The organism is Sphingosinicella sp. BN140058 (genome assembly GCF_004135585.1).
Taxonomy (GTDB): domain Bacteria; phylum Pseudomonadota; class Alphaproteobacteria; order Sphingomonadales; family Sphingomonadaceae; genus Allosphingosinicella.
In genome coordinates this window covers 419,175-437,019 of record NZ_CP035501.1, presented here as the reverse complement: position 1 = coordinate 437,019, position 17,845 = coordinate 419,175, and the positions used below count along the sequence as shown (strand labels likewise).

General features: G+C 66.9%; 21 protein-coding genes. 9 read left to right on the top strand and 12 right to left on the bottom strand.

Annotation, left to right across the window (positions count from 1 at the left end; genetic code table 11):
* The first annotated feature begins 12 nt into the window (after nucleotides 1-12).
* The 6 genes from ETR14_RS01950 (at nucleotide 13) to ETR14_RS01925 (ending at nucleotide 4,419) form a co-directional block, all read left to right on the top strand.
* Nucleotides 13-459 (top strand): cupin domain-containing protein, encoded by a 447-nt coding sequence (locus tag ETR14_RS01950; protein ID WP_129383114.1) that lies wholly within the window; start codon nucleotides 13-15, stop codon nucleotides 457-459.
* A 13-nt stretch (nucleotides 460-472) separates the two neighbouring features.
* The gene (locus ETR14_RS01945; protein WP_129383113.1) at nucleotides 473-1,636 is read left to right on the top strand and encodes a Gfo/Idh/MocA family protein; all 1,164 of its coding nucleotides are present in this window, start codon (nucleotides 473-475) and stop codon (nucleotides 1,634-1,636) included.
* Between the two features lie 11 nt (nucleotides 1,637-1,647).
* On the top strand, nucleotides 1,648-3,000 hold the full coding sequence (locus tag ETR14_RS01940) for a Gfo/Idh/MocA family protein (RefSeq protein WP_129383112.1): 1,353 nt from the start codon (nucleotides 1,648-1,650) through the stop codon (nucleotides 2,998-3,000).
* 158 nt (nucleotides 3,001-3,158) lie between these two features.
* Nucleotides 3,159-3,572 (top strand): GFA family protein, encoded by a 414-nt coding sequence (locus tag ETR14_RS01935; protein WP_129383111.1) that lies wholly within the window; start codon nucleotides 3,159-3,161, stop codon nucleotides 3,570-3,572.
* Between the two features lie 73 nt (nucleotides 3,573-3,645).
* Nucleotides 3,646-4,059 carry a DUF1801 domain-containing protein gene (locus tag ETR14_RS01930; protein ID WP_129383110.1) on the top strand — a complete coding sequence of 138 codons (414 nt, stop codon included), beginning with the start codon at nucleotides 3,646-3,648 and terminating at the stop codon, nucleotides 4,057-4,059.
* Nucleotides 4,060-4,062: 3 nt separating this feature from the next.
* Nucleotides 4,063-4,419 carry a DUF1428 domain-containing protein gene (locus ETR14_RS01925; protein ID WP_129383109.1) on the top strand — a complete coding sequence of 119 codons (357 nt, stop codon included), beginning with the start codon at nucleotides 4,063-4,065 and terminating at the stop codon, nucleotides 4,417-4,419.
* An 88-nt stretch (nucleotides 4,420-4,507) separates the two neighbouring features.
* Here the strand turns inward: ETR14_RS01925 and ETR14_RS01920 are convergent, their stop codons facing one another.
* Nucleotides 4,508-5,500 (bottom strand): LysR family transcriptional regulator, encoded by a 993-nt coding sequence (locus tag ETR14_RS01920; RefSeq protein WP_206185941.1) that lies wholly within the window; start codon nucleotides 5,498-5,500, stop codon nucleotides 4,508-4,510.
* A 74-nt stretch (nucleotides 5,501-5,574) separates the two neighbouring features.
* Between ETR14_RS01920 and ETR14_RS01915 the strand changes: the two genes are divergently transcribed.
* Both ETR14_RS01915 and ETR14_RS01910 read left to right on the top strand, forming a co-directional pair.
* Nucleotides 5,575-6,189: an FMN-dependent NADH-azoreductase gene (locus tag ETR14_RS01915; protein ID WP_129383108.1), complete on the top strand. Its 615-nt coding sequence runs from the start codon at nucleotides 5,575-5,577 to the stop codon at nucleotides 6,187-6,189.
* 147 nt (nucleotides 6,190-6,336) lie between these two features.
* On the top strand, nucleotides 6,337-6,582 hold the full coding sequence (locus ETR14_RS01910) for a hypothetical protein (protein WP_129383107.1): 246 nt from the start codon (nucleotides 6,337-6,339) through the stop codon (nucleotides 6,580-6,582).
* 49 nt (nucleotides 6,583-6,631) lie between these two features.
* Here the strand turns inward: ETR14_RS01910 and ETR14_RS01905 are convergent, their stop codons facing one another.
* The 6 genes from ETR14_RS01905 to ETR14_RS01880 form a co-directional block, all read right to left on the bottom strand.
* On the bottom strand, nucleotides 6,632-6,985 hold the full coding sequence (locus tag ETR14_RS01905; protein WP_129383106.1) for a PilZ domain-containing protein: 354 nt from the start codon (nucleotides 6,983-6,985) through the stop codon (nucleotides 6,632-6,634).
* A gap of 374 nt (nucleotides 6,986-7,359) precedes the next feature.
* Complete coding sequence (locus ETR14_RS01900) at nucleotides 7,360-7,734, bottom strand: response regulator (RefSeq protein ID WP_129383105.1); 375 nt, start codon at nucleotides 7,732-7,734, stop codon at nucleotides 7,360-7,362.
* Between the two features lie 27 nt (nucleotides 7,735-7,761).
* The gene (locus tag ETR14_RS01895) at nucleotides 7,762-8,100 is read right to left on the bottom strand and encodes a hypothetical protein (protein ID WP_129383104.1); all 339 of its coding nucleotides are present in this window, start codon (nucleotides 8,098-8,100) and stop codon (nucleotides 7,762-7,764) included.
* Between the two features lie 185 nt (nucleotides 8,101-8,285).
* Nucleotides 8,286-8,528 carry a hypothetical protein gene (locus tag ETR14_RS01890; RefSeq protein ID WP_129383103.1) on the bottom strand — a complete coding sequence of 81 codons (243 nt, stop codon included), beginning with the start codon at nucleotides 8,526-8,528 and terminating at the stop codon, nucleotides 8,286-8,288.
* A 71-nt stretch (nucleotides 8,529-8,599) separates the two neighbouring features.
* Entirely contained in the window at nucleotides 8,600-10,207 is a 1,608-nt protein-coding gene (locus tag ETR14_RS01885) for an amidohydrolase (protein WP_129383102.1), read from the bottom strand.
* Nucleotides 10,208-10,610: 403 nt separating this feature from the next.
* Entirely contained in the window at nucleotides 10,611-11,252 is a 642-nt protein-coding gene (locus ETR14_RS01880) for a DNA-3-methyladenine glycosylase (RefSeq protein WP_129383101.1), read from the bottom strand.
* Between the two features lie 92 nt (nucleotides 11,253-11,344).
* On the opposite strand from ETR14_RS01880, the gene ETR14_RS01875 reads away from it, so the two are divergent.
* Nucleotides 11,345-11,662, top strand: a complete 318-nt coding sequence (locus ETR14_RS01875) for a 2Fe-2S iron-sulfur cluster-binding protein (protein WP_129383100.1) — start codon at nucleotides 11,345-11,347, stop codon at nucleotides 11,660-11,662.
* Nucleotides 11,663-11,733: 71 nt separating this feature from the next.
* Here ETR14_RS01875 and ETR14_RS01870 read toward each other — a convergent pair whose 3' ends face one another.
* From ETR14_RS01870 to ETR14_RS01850, 5 genes are all read right to left on the bottom strand, one after another.
* Nucleotides 11,734-12,585, bottom strand: a complete 852-nt coding sequence (locus ETR14_RS01870) for a hypothetical protein (protein ID WP_129383099.1) — start codon at nucleotides 12,583-12,585, stop codon at nucleotides 11,734-11,736.
* 65 nt (nucleotides 12,586-12,650) lie between these two features.
* Nucleotides 12,651-13,388 carry a 23S rRNA (guanosine(2251)-2'-O)-methyltransferase RlmB gene (rlmB, locus tag ETR14_RS01865; RefSeq protein WP_129383098.1) on the bottom strand — a complete coding sequence of 246 codons (738 nt, stop codon included), beginning with the start codon at nucleotides 13,386-13,388 and terminating at the stop codon, nucleotides 12,651-12,653.
* Nucleotides 13,389-13,512: 124 nt separating this feature from the next.
* Nucleotides 13,513-14,442, bottom strand: a complete 930-nt coding sequence (locus tag ETR14_RS01860; RefSeq protein ID WP_129383097.1) for a DUF1698 domain-containing protein — start codon at nucleotides 14,440-14,442, stop codon at nucleotides 13,513-13,515.
* The gene (locus ETR14_RS01855; RefSeq protein ID WP_165356270.1) at nucleotides 14,439-15,935 is read right to left on the bottom strand and encodes a serine hydrolase; all 1,497 of its coding nucleotides are present in this window, start codon (nucleotides 15,933-15,935) and stop codon (nucleotides 14,439-14,441) included. Before ETR14_RS01855 ends, ETR14_RS01860 begins: the two co-directional genes overlap by 4 nt.
* Before the next feature lie 304 nt (nucleotides 15,936-16,239).
* Complete coding sequence (locus tag ETR14_RS01850) at nucleotides 16,240-17,610, bottom strand: S41 family peptidase (RefSeq protein WP_129383095.1); 1,371 nt, start codon at nucleotides 17,608-17,610, stop codon at nucleotides 16,240-16,242.
* Nucleotides 17,611-17,845: the final 235 nt, after the last annotated feature.

The following is a 17,845-nucleotide window of genomic DNA, read 5'->3' as shown; positions in this document are numbered from 1 at the left end:
AGGAGAGACGCGATGGGATTGACGCGCCGTGACGTGATCGTGGCCCTGGCGGCTGTCGCCGGCACCTGCGCCGCCGGCGCCTATGCCGAAGGTAAACCGGCGATCCTGGGGCCGGCCGTGTGGGATTGGGAGCGGCTTGCGCCCGAGAAGACCGAGGTCAGCGCGATCCGCAATCTCGTCCGCCAGCCCACCGCAACCCTCGACGAACTCGAAATCCACGTCACTACGTTGAACCCTGGCCTCAGCTCGCACGCCCCGCACACCCATCCCAACGAAGAATTGGTGATCGTGCGCGAAGGCAATGTCGAAGTGCTCTCGGCCGGAAGCTGGAGGCGGATCGGGCCCGGTTCGGTCGTCTTCAACGCCGCCAACGCACCGCATGCCCTGCGCAACGTCGGCAGCGTTCCGGCGACCTATCATGTCGTCAACTGGAAGAGCGCGGCGACGCCGCGAAGCTGAACAGGAGAAAGAGATGGATCCGTTCGATCGCCGCGCGATGGTGATGGGCGCCGGCCTCGCCGGATTGGCGGGGCTCGCCGGAAGCGCGTTCGCGCAATCGGCGGCGCAGGGCAATGCAGTCTCCGAATCGCAGGCGCCCGCCGGTCCCGAACCGGAGGCGAAGCATCGGATCCGGTTCGGGGTGATCGGCCTCGATCACGCCCACATCTACGGCATGACTGACGCCATGATCCGCGGCGGCGGCACGCCGACCGCCTTTTATGCAGCCGATCCCGCGCAGATCGCGACCTTTCGCAAGCGCTACGGCAACGGCGTGCGGCTGGCACGCAGCGAGGCGGAAATTCTCGACGACAAGAGCATCCAGCTGATCGTCGGCGCCCCCATTCCCGATTTGCGCGCGCCGCTCGGCATCCGGGCGATGCGTGCCGGCAAGGATTATCTCGGCGACAAGCCCGCGATCACGTCGCTCGCCCAGCTCGCCGACGTTCGCCGGGCGGTGAAGGAGACCGGCCGCAAGTTCGCGATCATGTATTCGGAGCGCCTCGAAGTGCGCGCGGCGGTGCATGCCGGGCAGCTCGTCGAGGAGGGCCGGATCGGCAAGGTGGTGCAGACGGTGAACCTCGCGCCCCACCGGGTGAATGCGCCAAGCCGTCCCGACTGGTTCTTCGACAAGACACGCTATGGCGGCATCCTGACCGACATCGGCAGCCATCAGGCCGAGCAGTTCCTGTTCTACACGCGGTCGACCAACGCCCATGTGGTCGCGGCGCAGACCGGCAATCTGCACTGGCCGGACAGGCCGGGCTTCGAGGATTTCGGCGACATGATGGTCACCGGCAATGGCGGCACCGGTTACATCAGGGTCGACTGGTACACGCCCGACGGGCTGCCGACCTGGGGGGACGGCCGGCTGTTTCTGCTCGGCACCGACGGCTATATCGAGCTCAGGAAATATATCGACGTCGCCGGACGCCCAGGCGGCAACCACCTGATCGTCGCGGACAGGAAGGGTGTCGAATATATCGACTGCTCCAATGTGCGGCTGCCGTTCGGCCCGCAATTCGTCACCGATATCGTCACGCGCAGCAGCCTTGCCCAGGATCAGGCGCAGGCCTTGCTCGCCGCCGAACTGGTGCTCACCGCGCAGAAGAATGCGACGCGGCCGGTCACGGCCTGAGAGGAGGAAGGATGCAGCTTTCCAGACGCACTGCGATCAAGGGCCTGGCCGCGGTCGGCGCGCCGATGATCGTGCCTGCCAGCGTATTCGGTGCGAATGCCCCCTCGAACCGTGTCGCCATCGGCGCGATCGGCGTCGGCCGGATCAGCCGCGGCCACGACATCAAGGAGGTGATGAAGCATGGCGACGCCCAGATCGTCGCGGTGTGCGACGTCGACACCAGGCGGCTCGCCGCGGGTCGTGATTTGGTCGATGCCGGCTATGCGGAGAAGAGCGGCAAGAGCTATTCGGGCACCAGGATCCACGCCGACTATCGCGAACTGCTCGCCGCCAAGGACATCGATGCGGTCCTGATCTCGACTCCGGATCACCAGCATGCACCGCTGGCGATCCAGGCGGTGCGCGCCGGCAAGGACGTGTATCTGCAGAAGCCGGCGTCGCTGACCATCGCCGAAGGCCGGGCGATGGCCGATGCGGTCGCGGCGACCGGCCGCAAGCTCCAGATCGGCTCCCAGCAGCGTGGCCAGCAGCCGTGGCCGCAATTCCACCGTGCGGCGGAGCTGGTCCGCAACGGCCGGATCGGCGCACTCAAGCATGTCGAGATCGGCTTGCCCGGCGATCCCGCCGGCCCCGAGGCGCCGCCAATGCCGATTCCGGCCAATCTCGATTATGATGCCTGGCTCGGTACGACGCCCGAAGTCTATTACACCGAGATCCGGGTCCATCCGCAGAACAGCCTTGAGGATCGGCCGGGCTGGCTGCGTTGCGAGCAGTTCGGCGCCGGAATGATCACCGGCTGGGGCTCGCACCATGTCGACATCGCCCATTGGGGCATGGACATGGAGCGCAGCGGCCCGGTGGAAATCTGGGGCAGAGCCGAGTTTCCCAAGAGCGGCCTGTGGGACGTGCACGGCCCGTTCGAGACCCACGCCCGTTATGCCAACGGGATGACCATGACGATCTCCGGCGCGCTCCCCAACGGGGTGAAGTTCGTTGGCGACAAGGGGTGGATCTTCGTCACCCGGAGCGGATCGGTGACGGCGAGCGATCCGGGCGGGCCGCAGATCATGCCGCTGCAGGCGAGCGATCCGAAGATCCTGGCCAGCGTGATCGGGCCGGACGAAGTGCATCTGCTGAAAGCGCCTGAGCAGCATCGCAACTGGCTTGATGCGATCAGGACCGGAGCGCCGCTGAGCGCCCCGGCCGAGATCGGCCACCGGGCCTGCTCGACCTGCCTGCTCCACCACATTGCGATGAAGACGAGGAGGCGGCTGCGCTGGGATCCCCTGGCCGAGCGTTTCCTCGGCGACGATGCCGCGAACGCGCTCCTGAGCCGGCCGCAACGGGCAAGGTATGCGCTTTGACGATGCGGCGCGAGGACGCTGGACATCGGCAGCAATCCGCAGCGGCGAAACGGCTGGTTCGCTCTCGTCCGTCTCGCCGCGCTTTGCGAGCGGGTCCGTATACACGATAGGCGCGGCAGCGCCGCTCGCGAAACTCGGTCGCGCCTGAGGAGAGAAGGATGAGCGATCAGCCTGGGCTCCTGCGCGGCGAATGCTTCTGCCGCGGCATCGCCTATGAGGTGCCGGACATTTTCGAATATGCCTTGAACTGCCATTGTTCCGGCTGCCGCCGTGCGACCGGCGCGGCGTTCAAGCCTTTTGCCGGCATCGCCGCCGGCCACCTGCGCGTCGTTCACGGCCAGGATCGGGTGATGCGCTATGGCGACGAATTGGCGCATGATGCCCATTGCGGCCGCTGCGGCTCGTTGCTCTACTCGCTGGTGCGCGACGGCACCTATGTCCACGTGACTCTCGGCACTTTGATCGATCCGCCCGCGATGGTGCCGACCGGGCACATCTTCGTCGGCTCCAAGGCGCCCTGGCACAGGATCTGCGACGGCCTGCCCGAATATGCGGAGTTTCCGTCGCCATGAGGCAGGGGAGGGCTGCAGATGGACCAACGCACCTTCGCTCGACAGCATGCCGGAGGTTTGGCATTCTTGCCTCATGATCCCGCTCTTCCGGCTTGCAAATGCGATCCGGCATGATCGTCGCGTCGACGCCTGGTTCGCGGACGGTGACGACGATCTGCGGCGCCTGGTGCGGCCCTGGTTCGAGCGGATCCGCGGCTGCGGAACCGACGTCCGTGAGCTGCTCCACGATGGCCGTCCCACCGCTTGCGTCGACGATGCCGCATTCGCGTATGTCGATGCCTTTGCGGTCCATGCCAGCGTCGGCTTCTTTCACGGCGCGGCGCTCGCGGACCCGGCCGGGTTGCTGGAGGGAAGCGGTAAGCGCATGCGGCACGTCAAGCTCCGCTACGGCGGCTCCGTAGAAGACGCGTCCCTGCAGCGGTTGATCGAGAGCGCCTATGACGACATCCGGCAGCGGCTGACGGGTCACGAGGAGGAAAGGGCCTGAGCGATGTACATTTGCGGCCTCGTCATTCCGGTACCCGCCGATCGGATGGACTCCTACCGGGCGTGGGCGGAGAACGGCGCGCGCTTCTTCAAGGATTATGGCTGTCTCGAAATCGTGGAGTCGTGGGAAGACTTCGTGCCCGAAGGAAAGCAGACCGATTTCCGGCGCGCGGTCGCGGCCGAACCCGGCGAGAAGATCGTGTTCAGCTGGCAGATCTGGCCGGACAAGACCTTCTTCGAAGCCGCCGAAGCGCGGATGCATCAGGATCCGCGCATGGAATCGGCGGAAGCGCCGCCATTCGATGCCAAGCGCCTGATCCTCGGCTGCTTCGCGCCCATCGTCGTCATGGGACGGGTTTGATCCGGCGCGCCTTTCCGGATCTGGCAAGGGAAGAGGGATAGGGAGCTTCGGCGTCTCGCCGACGAGAGGGGAACGGCCGCGGTCGATGTCACGCCAGGACGTGGTGCGGTGCCTCGACAAGCGCGGCGCCCGTGGCCGCGTCGAAACGCCGGCGGGCGGCCCAGCATGGGTCCCAGCTCGGCTCCGGCCCGAAGCGGGCGGCGAGGAAATCGACCAGTGCGCGCACCCGGGCCGTGGTCGCGCGTCCCGGCGGCATCATCGCGTAGAGCCCGCTTTCCTGCAGCGGATAGTCGATCAGGAGCGGGAGCAGGGTGCCGCTGTCGAGTCCCGGCGCCGCAATGAAGGTCGGCAGCAGGCACAGCCCCAAGCCCGCTTCGGCAGCGCTGCGCAGCATCTCGCCATTGTCGGCGCGCATCCGCGGGTGGACGCGGATCGTCTCCCAACGGTCGCCGATCCGGAACCGCCACTGCTCGTTGCCGTAGACGAGAATGTCGTGGCCGGTGAGCTCGCGCGGATGGCCCGGAATTCCCATGCGCTCGACATAAGCCGGGCTGCCGACCAGGCCGCGGCGCACCGGCGCGATCTTGCGGGCGATCAGCGCGGAATCCTCGAGTCGCCCGATCCGCACGGCGACGTCGAACCCGCCGGCGATCAGATCGACGTTGCGGTCGTCGAGCGAGATGTCGAGCTCGACACGGGGATTGGCCGCGGCGAATTCGGCAAGCGCAGGTGCCAGATAGGAGATTCCGAACGACAGGGGCGCCGACAGGCGGATCGGTCCCGCAACTTGGGTGACCGCCTCCGCCACCACTTCCTGCGCCGCTTCCAGTTCGGCGAGCACGTTCGACGCGCGCTCGAAATAGGCCTGGCCGGCATCGGTCGCCTGGGCGCCCGCGGCGCTCCGGGTCAGCAGCCGCGCGCCCAATTGCTGTTCGAGCCGGGCGACGCGCCGGCTGACGATCGATTTGGACATGCCCATGCGCTCGGCGGCACGGGCGAAGGCGCCGGTTTCGACCACACGAACGAAGGCGAGGACATCGAGCAGGTCGACCGAGGAGCGTTCCAGCATATGCAACACCATGATGCGTTTCGTAGGGCTACTCGCAACGCCGCTAGGCGCATACATCGCCTCGTGCAAGGTTACAGGAGGCATCAATGACCAAGGTTCTCGTTCTCGACAGCGCCGCCACCGGCGAAGCGTCCGTCTCGCGCAAGCTGACCCGCGAGCTGGTTGAGAGCCTCGGCGCCCGTGAAGGCGCGCTCACCATCGTCCACCGCGATATCGGCGCCGATCCGGTGCCGCATCTGACTGCCGAAACCGTGACCGCGATCCGCGGCGGACCGGCGGAGAGCGACGCTGCCCAGGCGGCGCTGGCTTTGTCCGATCAGCTGGTCGCCGAGCTGCGCGAGGCCGATCTGATCGTGATTGGCGCTCCGATGTACAATTTCGGCATTCCTTCCACCCTCAAGGCCTGGTTCGATCACGTGCTGCGGGCCCGGATCACCTTCCAATATAGCGAAGCGGGTCCCGAAGGCCTGCTCAAGGGCAAGCGCGCGATCGTCGTCGAGAGCCGGGCTGGTTTCTACAGCGAGGGACCGGCCGCGGCGATGGACAGCCAGGAGCCGCACCTGCGCAATCTGCTCGGTTTCATGGGCATCACCGACGTAACCTTCGTTCGCGCCGAGAAGCTCGCCTTCGGGCCGGAGGCTGCCGAGGCCGCGCTTGCCGACGCCACGGAGCAGCTCCGCGCCCTTGCGCTCGCCGCCTGATCACGGCGCCCGATCCGGGCCTCGAAAGATGGGGGTCGCGGCGGCTGATGCTGTCGCGGCCCCAGCGGCGTTCGCATTTTCCGTGGAATTCTAGGCATTAACCCTCTTCTTGTGGCACTCGCCGAACGATCGGGCGTTGCCCACCTCATGCCGCATTTCTACTTTCATTTCGAAAATCAGGGCGTCCAGGTGAAGGACGAACATGGCCTGCAACTTCCGGATGCGGAGGCGGCCTGGTATCAGGCGGTGCGCAGCGCGCGCGATCTGATCCGTGCCGAACGGACGATCGGCTGCGGCTGGAGCGGCCAATGGGTGCAGATCGAGGATGAGGGTGGGGTGCCGGTCGATCGCATCCCGCTCGAGGAGATCGCGCGCTACGCCGGCGGTGTCTGATCCTTGAGGGGCGCTTCTGCAGGGGAGCGTGTCTGCAGGGCCAAACGGATCAGTTCCGGCGGAAGATGCCCCTGACGACCTTGCGGGGCTCCGGGCGCACGATCAGTTCCAGGTCGCGCTCGTGCATCTGGCTCTCGAACTCGCACCCCGCCAGATTTTCCCTACGCCAGACCACGCGGCTGCGCTTCGCCTCGAAGCCGGGCAGCTTCAGCCACACTTCCGAACCTTCGTGGACGTCGTCGCCGACCTCGGCCTTGAAGCCGCCGGTGGAGATGTCGAGCAGCACGACTGGCGCCGTCCTGACGCCCTGCTCGCGCAGGGCCGCCGCGATGTTCACGATCCGCCGGACCGCCTTGCGGCCGTCGCCGGTCGGAAGCTGGGACAGTTCTGCGTTGATGAACAAGGTAAAATCCTCCGGGTCGCGCTTGCTCTCGCGCTAGGCCCGGACCGCTGAATTTTTGGTTAGGACGCGCCACCGTATCGGCCCAATCGCCCTCGGCAGGTGTGGGCCGGCGCCGTCAGGCGCCGGCCCCCCTCGATACGCGACTCGAGGGACCGCCGAGGCGGCCCGTTCCGTTTCGGATGGGGGCGGTTAAGGAAGTTCTGACGAACATGGTTAGCGCGCGCTTAACCGCGTTCTCGGCCGGTATCGGATCTGGCCCGGCTGCTGCGACGCTGCTGCGACAAGGCGGAGCCGGCTTTTAGGCGGCTCCGCCCCTCAGTCGCGTATCTGGGGAAATCCTATCCGCACGAGGTTACCGAAGGGTTGACGACGGCTCAGCTGCCGGGGCGCAGCCGCGGCGTCGTGCCCAGCGTCCTGGCGATGAGCGAATCCAGTTCGGCCAGCGTGAACGGCTTTTCGAGCACGGACGCCGCGACCCCGGCCGACTCCCGCAGCGCGCGCAAGGCGCCGTGGCCGGTGGAGAAGATTACCGGCAGCGCGGCGTCGATCGCGGCGATCTGGCGTGCAACCTCGGCACCGTCCATGCCCGGCATGACGTAGTCCAGGATGACGAGCTGCGGCGGTGCTTCGCGGATCAGCGCCAGCGCCTGTTCGCCGGTCTCCGCCGCGCGTACTCGGTAACCGAGCTCGGCAAGTGCTTGGCCGATCGTCGCCCGAACGGCGGCTTCGTCGTCGACGACCAGGATCATGAATTGCCCGCCGCAGACGCCCGATGGCTATTCCGCCGCTTCAAACAGGGCTCCGGCGGCGGGGCTCGTCAGCAGTCGATCGAACGCGTCCCGGTAATTGCCATATTCGGCGACGCTGCGCCGCCGACAGGTTGCGGGAGCGGGGCTCTTGCGTTCCGGAACCGGGATGCTCGGCAGCGAGCGCGGCCGCGCCGTCGGACGGTCGACCACCATCTGGTGAAACCATTCGCCGGCATAGGCGCCGTCGAACCGATGCACGCGCGGACCGACGATCCGCCCGAGCGGCGCGCCGTCCATTCCAAAAATCGTCGTCTCGAAGACGAAGCCCCGCGCTTCGCCGTCGGTGCTGTAGACGTACATCGTCATGAAGCTGCCCCTCGCTCTCACTCCCCGGAAAACATCCCGGCCTTGGCGATGAGCAGCCTGTCCCGCCTGTACCGAAAATGAACATGCCTGATTTCAGTGGCTTGCTGCGGGCATTCGGCGATGGCCCGTGCGGTGCCGCGGGTGGGCGGAGCCGTTGCGTGGAGGAACGTGAGGCCGGCGCCGGTTCAGGTGGTGAGCACGGCGTAGAATGTGGTGAAGCCGAACAGGATGATTCCGAACGCCAGAATCATCATGCCGAAGATCAGCAGCGCGTAATGAACAGGGTCCTCGTCGTCATTGGCGGCCTTCGGTTTCGCCGCGGCCCCGCCGATCCAGCGTCGGACGAGGCGCTGTCGGAACGCCATGTGAAAGCCGATCACGGCAAAGGCGATGGCGACGAGATCGACGGCGACGACGTGGACGGACATGGCGAACCTCCTTCCGTCCGGATCAAGGTTCGAGGAACGCCCTGGTTCCTCGGACCGTCGCTTTGCGCCGCTCAGTCCCCCTTCGCCGCCGGGGCCGTCGGCGCCGCCGGCTTCTCGAGGGTCGGGAACTTGATCCCGAGCTGATCGAGATAGGTGGGGTAGCGCGCCGGATCGTAATAATAGCGGCTGAGCTCGGGCTTGTAGCGGGCCATGATCTCGCGGTTGATCTCGATCGGCGGCCGGTCGGCGGCGGAGAGCATCGGCTCGTATTTCTGGTCCTTGGTCTGGACGTTGGTAAAATAGTCCTTGGCCGCCTGCCGCAGCTTGGGTTTGGTGAGCAGATCGAGGATCGTCATCGCGACCACCTTCGATCCGGCGACCACGCCCTTGTGGGCGATCGGAGTCGCCATCGCGATCGCATTCGACCAATTGTGGCCGGGCAGTTCGGGGATGTTCGAGGGGTAGCCGATCGTGATCGTCGGCACGACCCAGCTGACGTCGCCGATATCGTCCGATCCGCCGCTCTTGGGCTCCGCCAAGGGCGGCTCGAACTTGTCGAGTTCCTTGGCCAGACCTTCCTGCTTGTCGGCGCCGACGCTCTTCTGCACCGCCTTGGCGAACGCCTGCTCGTCGTCGCTCCAGGTGGGCAGGCCGACCGCCTTGATATTGGCATAAGCGGCTTCGGCCATCGGCTTGTTGAAGTGGCGCGGCGCTGCGGTGCCGAGGATCCGGCGGGTGACGACGGTGTCGGTCATCGCGGCGGCGGCGTCGGCGATCTTGTTGCCCAAGGCGAAGTTCCGGGCGATGCCCTTGAAGTCCTGCTCGCGAAAATAATACCAGACGGAGGCGCGGGAGGGAACGACGTTGGGCTGATCGCCGCCGTCCGTGATCACATAATGCGATCTTTGCTCGGGGCGAAGATGTTCGCGGCGCATGTTCCAGCCCATGTTCATCAGCTCGACGGCGTCCAGCGCCGATTTGCCGCGCCACGGCGCGCCTGCGGAGTGGGCGGATTCGCCGGCGAAGCTGTATTCCACCGAGACCAGGCCGGTACCGGAAGGCGTGCCCCAGGCGGTGCCGAGATTGTTGCTGACGTGGGTGAAGATGACGTCGTCGACGTCCTTGAACACGCCGTCGCGTACCATGAAGGCCTTGCCGCTGACCAGTTCCTCGGCGACCCCGGGCCACAGCATCAACGTGCCGGCGATATTCTCGCGCTCCATCAGCTCCTTGACCGCGAGCGCCGCGACCACGTTCACCGCCTGGCCGCTATTGTGGCCCTCGCCATGGCCGGGCGCACCTTCGACCATCGGCTCGCGCCAGGGAATGCCCGGCTTCTGCGACGCCTTCGGGATGCCGTCTATGTCGCTGCCGAGCGCGATCACCGGCCCGCCGCTGCCGTGGCTCCAGCGCGCCACCCAGCCGGTCGGCAGCCCGGAGGTGCCGCGCTCGACGGTGAAGCCGTTCTTCTCCAGGAGATCGGTCAGGTAGCGGGAGGTTTCGACTTCCTGGAAGCCGAGCTCGCTGAAGCTGAAGATCGAATCGTTGATCTCCTGCGCAAGTTTGGCCCGCGCCTCGACCCCGGCGACCGCCCGGCCCTTGAGCCCGCCGATCGGCGCTGCAGCGACGGGCGCGGCGGCGGCGAGGGCCGTGCCGAGCAGGAGCGAAATCATCTTCATCGGAACATCCCCAGCTTGCGGCCGGATCTTCCCGGTCCGGGGACGAGGGTGGAGGCGGGCAGGGTGCGCCGTCAATGGCCTACTGCCCTCACCCTCCCACCGCTTCGCGGCGGGCCCCTCCCTCTCCCCGAAACGGGAGAGGGGACGAGTCGCCCCTGAAAACCCCTCTCCCGTTTCGGGGAGAGGGAGGGGCCCGCCCGGCGCAAGCCGGGTGGGAGGGTGAGGGCTCGGGTGCCCGCCCGGCGCAAGCCGGGTGGGAGGGTGAGGGCTCGGGTGCCCGCCCGGCGCAAGCCGGGTGGGAGGGTGAGGGCTCGGGTGCCCGCCCGGCGCAAGCCGGTGGGAGGGTGAGGGCAGGGAGTGCCCGCCCGGCGCAAGCCGGGTCGGAGGGGCGCGCAGCCGGCCGTCAGACCGGCGCTTCGCTCCCATCCGAATTCTTGATCGCTTTGCGATGGTGCCAGGTGAAGATCGCGAACGCGCCGCGATGCGGCCGCCAGGCTTCCGAGAGCGTCCGCAGGCTCTTTTCGCTGGGGCGTTCCGGCAGGCCGAGGATGAGGCCGGCCTCGATCTGCACGGCAAGGTCGCCCGCCGGCCAGATGTCGCTGCGCCCCTCCGCGAACAGCAGATAGACTTCGGCGGTCCAGCGGCCGATGCCGTTCACCCGCACCAGGTGCGCGATCGCCTCTTCGTCGTCGCTCGGCAGATTGTCGAAATCGAGCCGGCCGGAGACGACCTCCTCGGCAAGGCTGCGGGCATAGGCCATCTTCTGGCGCGACAGGCCGGCGCCGCGCAGATCCTCGTCGCTGGCGGCGAGCAGCCGGGTTGGGGCAGGCGGGTCGCCGACCACCGCGATCAGCTTGGCCCACATCGATGCCGCCGCCTTGACCGAGACCTGCTGGCCGACGATCGCGCGGAGCAGGGTGTGATAGCCGCGCTCGCTGATCCGCGGCTCGGGATAGCCGGTTCTTGCCAGCGCCGCCGCGATCCTCGGATCGCGTGCCGCCAAAGCGTCCAGCGACGCCTGCAGCGCCTCGGCTTCGATCCCCATGTCCTGCTCCCGCCTTGCCAACCGGCCAGCCGCCTAGCATAGCCGCGGACCCGACACTTCCCGCTTTTCGATCGAAGGACAGCAGAAAAGACATGGCGCAGCTTACCATCGTCGGACGCGACGGCACCGAGAAGACGATCGAGGGCAAGAACGGCTGGAGCGTGATGGAGAATATTCGCGACGCCGGCTTCGACGAGCTGCTGGCGCTGTGCGGCGGCTGCTGCAGCTGCGCGACCTGCCACGTCCATGTCGATGCGGAATGGACCGATCGGCTGCCCAAGATGAGCGGCGACGAGGACGATCTTCTCGACAGTTCCGGCGAGCGCGATGCCAGCAGCCGCCTGTCCTGCCAGATCGAGTTCGGCCCCGCGCTCGACGGTCTGCGCGTGACCATCGCCGCGGAAGACTGAGACTCGTCCCGCAAATCCTGAGCGCGTGACCTGCCGGGAGCGCGCGCGGCCGCCGGCGTGTTCGCGGCTCCTCAGAGCTGAAGCAGCGCCTCCGGGCGGTTCGTGTCGAGCGGTCCGATCGTCCATTCGAGGGTTCGGCCGGTGCCCTGGCGGCTCGGCCCCTCGCGCGTATTGTTGGTCAGGATCTCGCCGTCGGTGGTGAGCGTGAAGGTGCCTTCCGGCTTCTTCAGCCCCGCTTCGGCGGCGCCGCTCTGGCCCTGCATCGCCGCGCCGAGCGCCTTGAGCCCACCGTCCGCCGACTGCACGAAGGCGGGCGCGACGATCTTGACGCGATTGCCGGTGAGCCGGCCGACCTTCACGAACGGGATCACCATGTCGACCTCGGGGAAGACCGGGAAGACGAAGTCGTGGTCCAGGCGGCCGCTCAGCTCATATTGGACGTCGAACACGCCGTTGCCCTTGTGACGGACGCTCTTCCAACCGGCATTGCCCTGCAGGCGGCGCGCAAACTCCTCCATCGTCTTGGGATCGGACGGGTCCATGCCGCCGAACATCTGCTTGGCGATTTCGCCTTCCTGCTTCTTCTTGGCGAGCCGTTCGGCGCGCCCGTCCTCATATTCCTTGCGCTTCTCGGCAAGCTCCTCGGCAGTGCATTCGCGTGCCTCGTCCCCGGCCGCGTCGGAAGCATCGTCACCGCCCGCGCCGGTGCAGATCTGGTCCTCGGGCTTGAACGGCTCCTCCTCGGCCGCCGCGGCGGCGGCCGCCGATCCCGGCGAGACGAAAATCATCTCGCCGGCATAACGGTAGCTGAAGCTGCCGTCGCGGCGCACGTCGAGCGCGGCATCGAAGCGGCCCGGCGTCAGCAGGCATGCGGCGGCGAGCAGGGCGAGCGCCCCGGCCGCGGCGATCCGAAACAGCATCATGTCATTCCCCCTGGCGTGTCGCGGCGACTATGCCGCCGCAGCGCCGAGGGATGCAAGCGGCGCCGTCAGGCGGTGCGGGCGGCGTAGAGCGCAATTGCGGCAGCGTTGGACACGTTGAGGCTCTCGATCTTGTCGCTGATCGGCAGTTTGGCCAGCGCATCGCAGTGGAGCTGGGTGTTGTGGCGCATGCCTTCGCCCTCGGCGCCGAGCACCAGCGCGACACGCGGCGGCCCGAGCGCGTCCTTGAGGTTGGTCTCGGCCTCCCCGGTGAGGCCGATCCGCCAGAATCCCGCCTCCGCCATCTCGTCGAGTGCGCGGGCGAGGTTCACCACCCGCACCCACGGCACCGTCTCCAGCGCGCCGCTCGCCGCCTTGGCGAGCGCACCGGATTCCGGCGGCGCATGACGATCCTGGGTGACGATGCCGAGCGCATCGAACGCGGCTGCGGTGCGCAGGATGGCGCCGACATTGTGCGGATCGGTGACCTGATCGAGCACGATCAGCGGCCGGCCGTCCTCCGCCTGATCGAGCAATTCGGCGAGCAATATCTCCTCGAGCCGCTCGACTTCGGCGACGATCCCCTGGTGCGGCGCATCCTTGGGCACGAGACGGCCGAGATCGGCGGCGTCGGCATAGGTGACCGGAATCGCCGGATCGAAGTCGAACTCGCCGGCGGCCTCGCGGGTCACCGAGATCCGGACGATCCGGCGCTCGGAGTTGGCGAGCGCGGCGGCGACGGCGTGGCGCCCCCAGAAGCGGGGACGGTTTTCGGGCTTGCTCTGCTGACGGGCTTTACGGCGCATGCCCTCCCATGGCGAGCCGCGCCGGGGCTGGCAAGAGGCAGGCGGGGCGTGGGGAGGGTGCGAGCTTGGAACCCCCGCCAGCGCGGCACGCACATCGGATTTCGATGCCGAGCGCTACCATGTTCTAGCGGGGGAGAAACCGTTCCGCATATCGGTAAGCGCGTCCCCAGGCTCGACGGTAGAGCGGTCCTGCGACGTCCGGCCGATTGCGATCGTACGTGCTGAAGGCGCTCTCCTCGCGCGCCGCGATCATCTGGATGCGGCTCCAGCCGCGGGAGGTGGTCGTCATCCAGTCAAGCCGCGTCGCGGGGAAACCGCACCACTTCAGAACCTTCCTGAGAACATTCGGTCCCGAGGGCAGCCATGCAAGTCCATCGACTCCCGACATACTCTCTTCCGAACTCTCGTGAACGACTTGAAGAGTGTCCCCCCTCCCGCGTCGTGCAACGGTGTTCACGATGATCAGCTGTCGGGTATGATCGGCGGCGATCTTCAGCCCCTGGATCGGGTCGGGAAGGTGGTAGAAGATCCCACTGAAGAGAGTGACGTCGAACGTGCCGAGCCCGCGAGCCGGTAGATCGTTGAGCTGCATCCTCTCGATCCTGATGTTTCGATGAGGTCCGAATTGGGCCAGGAACTGCCCTTGTCGTACCCAGATGTCTCTGGCGTCGAAGCCGAAACATTCTCCGGCGCCGAGCCGGGCGGCAGCGAGTGCATGCCCACCGCCGTTGCACGCGCAGTCAAGGAAGGAGCGGCCGTCGAAGTCGCCGTCGAAGAGGTTTTCGCTCAGCCGTCTGATCTGGTCGTCGGGCCGGTACATCCCGGGCGTGCGGCCATCTGTCCTGTCGGCCAATGACGATATGTCGGTGGTCCTCAGACCCGGCCGAACTTCTACGTCGTGGTGCCATGGCCCCAGCCGCGCGATCTGCTCACGAAGTTCCAGTTCCGTCATCCTGTCCCCCATTGATGGCCGCGCGTGCTCGAGGTGCTTCGCCGGAGCGTACTTCTTTTGGAGCGGCAAGTCTGTTGGTCGCCCGGGCACGCAGACGATCACCTCGCAGCAGGGGCAGCGTCTTGGCTCGCATCCGGTCGGCCGGCGGGCAGGCGGTGCGCCGCGAACATCGCGATGCTTTCGGCGGTGCCCGGATCGCGATTGGCGAGCACGATCACCGTCACGCCGCTGTTCAGGAAGTGGTGCAGCGAGCCGCTCATTCCCGGCGCGCCGCCGCCATGGCCGATGAACCGTCCCGCGCCGGGCAGCGTTCCGCCGAAGTCGAAGGAGGCGAACTGCCCGTCCGCCATCACGCCGCCGTCGATCAGCTTCTGCAGCGTCTCGCCGCGCAGCAGCCGGTGGGACGTCAGCCCCCCGACGAACCGATGGAAGTCGCCGACCGTGGCATAGCCGCCGCCGGCCGCGGTACCGCCCAGCGGAAGCGTGTCGGCGGCGCTCTTCAGCCGCGCGCCCGAACCCATATAGCTGACGGCGCGGCGCGGCAGAACGTCGCTCTCCGGCCGGTTTCCAGTCGAACCCATTCCGATCGGCGTGAAGATGTTACGCTGGATATACTCGTCGTAGCCGAGGCCGGACACCTGCTCCACGATCCGCCCAAGCAGAATGAAGCCGTAATTGCTGTACATCTGGCGGCTTCCGGGTGCGAATTCGGCAGCACGGTCGCCGTACAGCGCGACATAGTCCTTCGTGCTGCGCAGCGACGCCTTGTTGCGGTCGAAGTCGGGTCCGAAAATGTCGCCCGTGCCCCCGGTATGGCTGAGCAGGTGGGCGACGGTCACCTTGGTTGCGATGTCCTGGTTTGGGTAGTCCGTGAGATAGCGTCCGATCGGCGCATCGAGATCGATCTTGCCCTTCTCGGCCAATTGCATGATCGCGACCGCGGTAAACATCTTGCCCATCGATCCGAACCGGAACTGGGTGTCGAGCCTGTTCGGCTTGCGGGACGCTCGATCGGCGAGGCCATAGGCCTTTTCGAACAGCACGCGCCCGCCGTGCGCCAGCAATATGGCGCCCGAAAACTGATCCTTCGCCGCGCGGCCCGCCGCGCGCGCTTCGACAGCCTTGACCAGCGCCGGCAGCGGGAGCGCGGCCGGCCGCTCGGCGCCTGGCGGTCCCGCGTCTTCGTGGGATCCGCCCATGAATTCGATTCTGTCGGCGGCGGTCGCGGCCGGTTTGAACCGCCAGGAGCCGTAGGAGTCGAAATTGGGGTCGAACACCCACAGCTCCACGGCGTCGGCCGTCGCGGATTTGACCCCGCAATATTCCATTCCGCGCAGGAATTCGCGCAGCTGCAGCCACTGCTCCGACCCACCGAGCAACACCGGTCCCCGTTCTTCCACGAAACGGAGATAGGCGGCATCATCGGCCCTGTTGATCCGATCGACCCAATCCGTGGCGAGACGCACCACCGCCGCCGTCGAAGGCAGTTGCGGTCCATCCGCCGACGCCGCCGTCGCGCAAGCGCCGGCGGCCGGTGTCGGCGCGACCGCAGCCAGGACGAGAGCCGACGTGAGCAGCGCAACCTTGTTCATCATGCACCCCTCTTCACGGCGTTGGTTCAACGCCGGGCACGCAAGTACGAACAGGACGGTCCGGACATTCCCGGTTTCCATCCTTCCTTCCGAAGCTGGACGAACGGCGGCTTCGGCGCAAGCGGCCAGAGGCTGGATAGCCGCTCAAATGATTGGGCCAGGACTGAGGGCAGTCCATCACCGGCGCGCGCTCTGGCCAAGCGCGCCGAAGACGACAGCCGGCACACCGACGACGATTGCCGCGTTGGCTTCGAACTTGCGCTCACGCGCTCCTATCCAGCTCAAGCCCGGCCGCGGCCTTGTCCTCCTACTGCTCCGGAGGCGCCGGGATCGGCGGCAACGCCGCAACGATCTTGCCGTCTTCGTCGAGCACGATCGGCATCATCCGACTTCCGTTGGCGAACTGGAGTAGGAACTCGCCGCCGCCCATCATCGGGCGGCGGAACCGGACCGACCGCAACGCGCCCAGCGGCATGAGCTCTGCGTTCAGCCGAGGCAGGTCCCGGCGGGTCTGATCGGCGAATTTCGGCGTCATGATGGAATAATCCGGCGCTCCGCTCATATAGCCGGCAATCAGCTGTCGCATCGCGGTTTCGTATCCGGGGAGCGCGGTCGTCCTGGGTGCGAACACGCGTTCGACGGACGCCGCTGCGATCTCCTTGGCGGGTCTTGTTCCTGCCCTCCGTAGCGCCACCTCCAGCCCGTCGCTTGCGGCCACCGATACGTCGGGCTGCACGCCGCGCCCTTCCCAATTCGCCTTGGTGATCGGGTTCTCGGATCGCCCGAACGGTATCGTGGCGATCACGCCGTGACCCAGATCGACGGGGCCGGTCGGATTGGCACCGCCACCGGTCACCTCACCGATGATCGTTGCTCGTTTCAGCGCCTGGACCGTGTAGGCAAAATCTTCTCCGCCCGAGAAGGTATCCTTGCTCGTGAGCACGTAGACGGGAATATCGGCAAAGCTGACCGGGGTCGGCGTGCTGCTGAACGTCTGCCGAGTGAATTCCTGCGTCTTCGGCGTGCGTGAAATGATGGTGCTGAGGGGCACGCTCTGCTTGACGAGGTAGCTTACAAGATAGGCGACGCCTTCGGGGGAACCGCCGCCGTTGCGGCGGACATCAATGATGAGCCCGCGGCTGCCTTGCAAAGCCGACATGGCCCGGTCCGCGACAGGCTTGAACGCCTGAGGCGGTGGGAACCCGACGATTTCGATGTAGCCGATATTCCCTGCGAGTTTGTCTGCGCGGGTGATACCTTCCTCATCGGCGGGCATCGCGACCCGGCGCGGCGGCGGTCCGCCGCCGGGCGAGAGGATGTTCAGATGCTTGTCTTTGGCGATCGCGCGGACATCCGCGTCCAGCCTTTGCACGAAGGCGGTCCGATCCGCCAGGCCGTCATACGCGCCGGCCTTCAGCGCGGCACTGATCCGGGCTGCTGCTCGCTCTCCAACGTCGGGAAAGATATAGCGGTCGCGTAGCGCTTGGCTGAGGCTTGCGACAACGTCCTGGCGCGCCGAGGCATCCAATGTTCCCGTTGGACGGGTCTCGCGCGCAGGTGCGGATGGCGGTTGCGCCGCCATCGCCGATGTCGATGGCGCGGCCGAAATTGCGGCGATGCCCCCGAGCGCCGTGGTCATGACGAGAGCGGGCAAGCAGACATGGCTGAAAACCTTCATGATATTCTACCTTCTTGCGAGAGGGTACGACGCCGAACGCAAATCTGGTTTGCATCGGCCGAGCGTCGCATCTTTTGTCTTGATCCGGTGTGAGCTTTCGGAGCCTTGGAAACGGCGATGCGATGGCTGATCCTGGGCGTTTGCTGCCGGTTGGAGAACCTCCTTGCCTCCCTCCCGCAACGACCCGGAGCCGGTTGACCGTGGCGATCCCGCGGACGCGGCAGCGCCGGCAGCC

What these genes read in the sequence shown, in the direction of transcription:
- ETR14_RS01950 (WP_129383114.1), top strand. Translation starts at nt 13, where the DNA reads ATGGGATTGACGCGCCGTGACGTGATCGTGGCCCTGGCGGCTGTCGCC.
- ETR14_RS01945 (WP_129383113.1), top strand. Translation starts at nt 473, where the DNA reads ATGGATCCGTTCGATCGCCGCGCGATGGTGATGGGCGCCGGCCTCGCC.
- ETR14_RS01940 (WP_129383112.1), top strand. Translation starts at nt 1,648, where the DNA reads ATGCAGCTTTCCAGACGCACTGCGATCAAGGGCCTGGCCGCGGTCGGC.
- ETR14_RS01935 (WP_129383111.1), top strand. Translation starts at nt 3,159, where the DNA reads ATGAGCGATCAGCCTGGGCTCCTGCGCGGCGAATGCTTCTGCCGCGGC.
- ETR14_RS01930 (WP_129383110.1), top strand. Translation starts at nt 3,646, where the DNA reads ATGATCCCGCTCTTCCGGCTTGCAAATGCGATCCGGCATGATCGTCGC.
- ETR14_RS01925 (WP_129383109.1), top strand. Translation starts at nt 4,063, where the DNA reads ATGTACATTTGCGGCCTCGTCATTCCGGTACCCGCCGATCGGATGGAC.
- ETR14_RS01920 (WP_206185941.1), bottom strand. Translation starts at nt 5,500, where the DNA reads ATGGTGTTGCATATGCTGGAACGCTCCTCGGTCGACCTGCTCGATGTC.
- ETR14_RS01915 (WP_129383108.1), top strand. Translation starts at nt 5,575, where the DNA reads ATGACCAAGGTTCTCGTTCTCGACAGCGCCGCCACCGGCGAAGCGTCC.
- ETR14_RS01910 (WP_129383107.1), top strand. Translation starts at nt 6,337, where the DNA reads ATGCCGCATTTCTACTTTCATTTCGAAAATCAGGGCGTCCAGGTGAAG.
- ETR14_RS01900 (WP_129383105.1), bottom strand. Translation starts at nt 7,734, where the DNA reads ATGATCCTGGTCGTCGACGACGAAGCCGCCGTTCGGGCGACGATCGGC.
- ETR14_RS01895 (WP_129383104.1), bottom strand. Translation starts at nt 8,100, where the DNA reads ATGACGATGTACGTCTACAGCACCGACGGCGAAGCGCGGGGCTTCGTC.
- ETR14_RS01890 (WP_129383103.1), bottom strand. Translation starts at nt 8,528, where the DNA reads ATGTCCGTCCACGTCGTCGCCGTCGATCTCGTCGCCATCGCCTTTGCC.
- ETR14_RS01885 (WP_129383102.1), bottom strand. Translation starts at nt 10,207, where the DNA reads ATGAAGATGATTTCGCTCCTGCTCGGCACGGCCCTCGCCGCCGCCGCG.
- ETR14_RS01880 (WP_129383101.1), bottom strand. Translation starts at nt 11,252, where the DNA reads ATGGGGATCGAAGCCGAGGCGCTGCAGGCGTCGCTGGACGCTTTGGCG.
- ETR14_RS01875 (WP_129383100.1), top strand. Translation starts at nt 11,345, where the DNA reads ATGGCGCAGCTTACCATCGTCGGACGCGACGGCACCGAGAAGACGATC.
- ETR14_RS01870 (WP_129383099.1), bottom strand. Translation starts at nt 12,585, where the DNA reads ATGATGCTGTTTCGGATCGCCGCGGCCGGGGCGCTCGCCCTGCTCGCC.
- rlmB (WP_129383098.1), bottom strand. Translation starts at nt 13,388, where the DNA reads ATGCGCCGTAAAGCCCGTCAGCAGAGCAAGCCCGAAAACCGTCCCCGC.
- ETR14_RS01855 (WP_165356270.1), bottom strand. Translation starts at nt 15,935, where the DNA reads ATGATGAACAAGGTTGCGCTGCTCACGTCGGCTCTCGTCCTGGCTGCG.
- ETR14_RS01850 (WP_129383095.1), bottom strand. Translation starts at nt 17,610, where the DNA reads ATGAAGGTTTTCAGCCATGTCTGCTTGCCCGCTCTCGTCATGACCACG.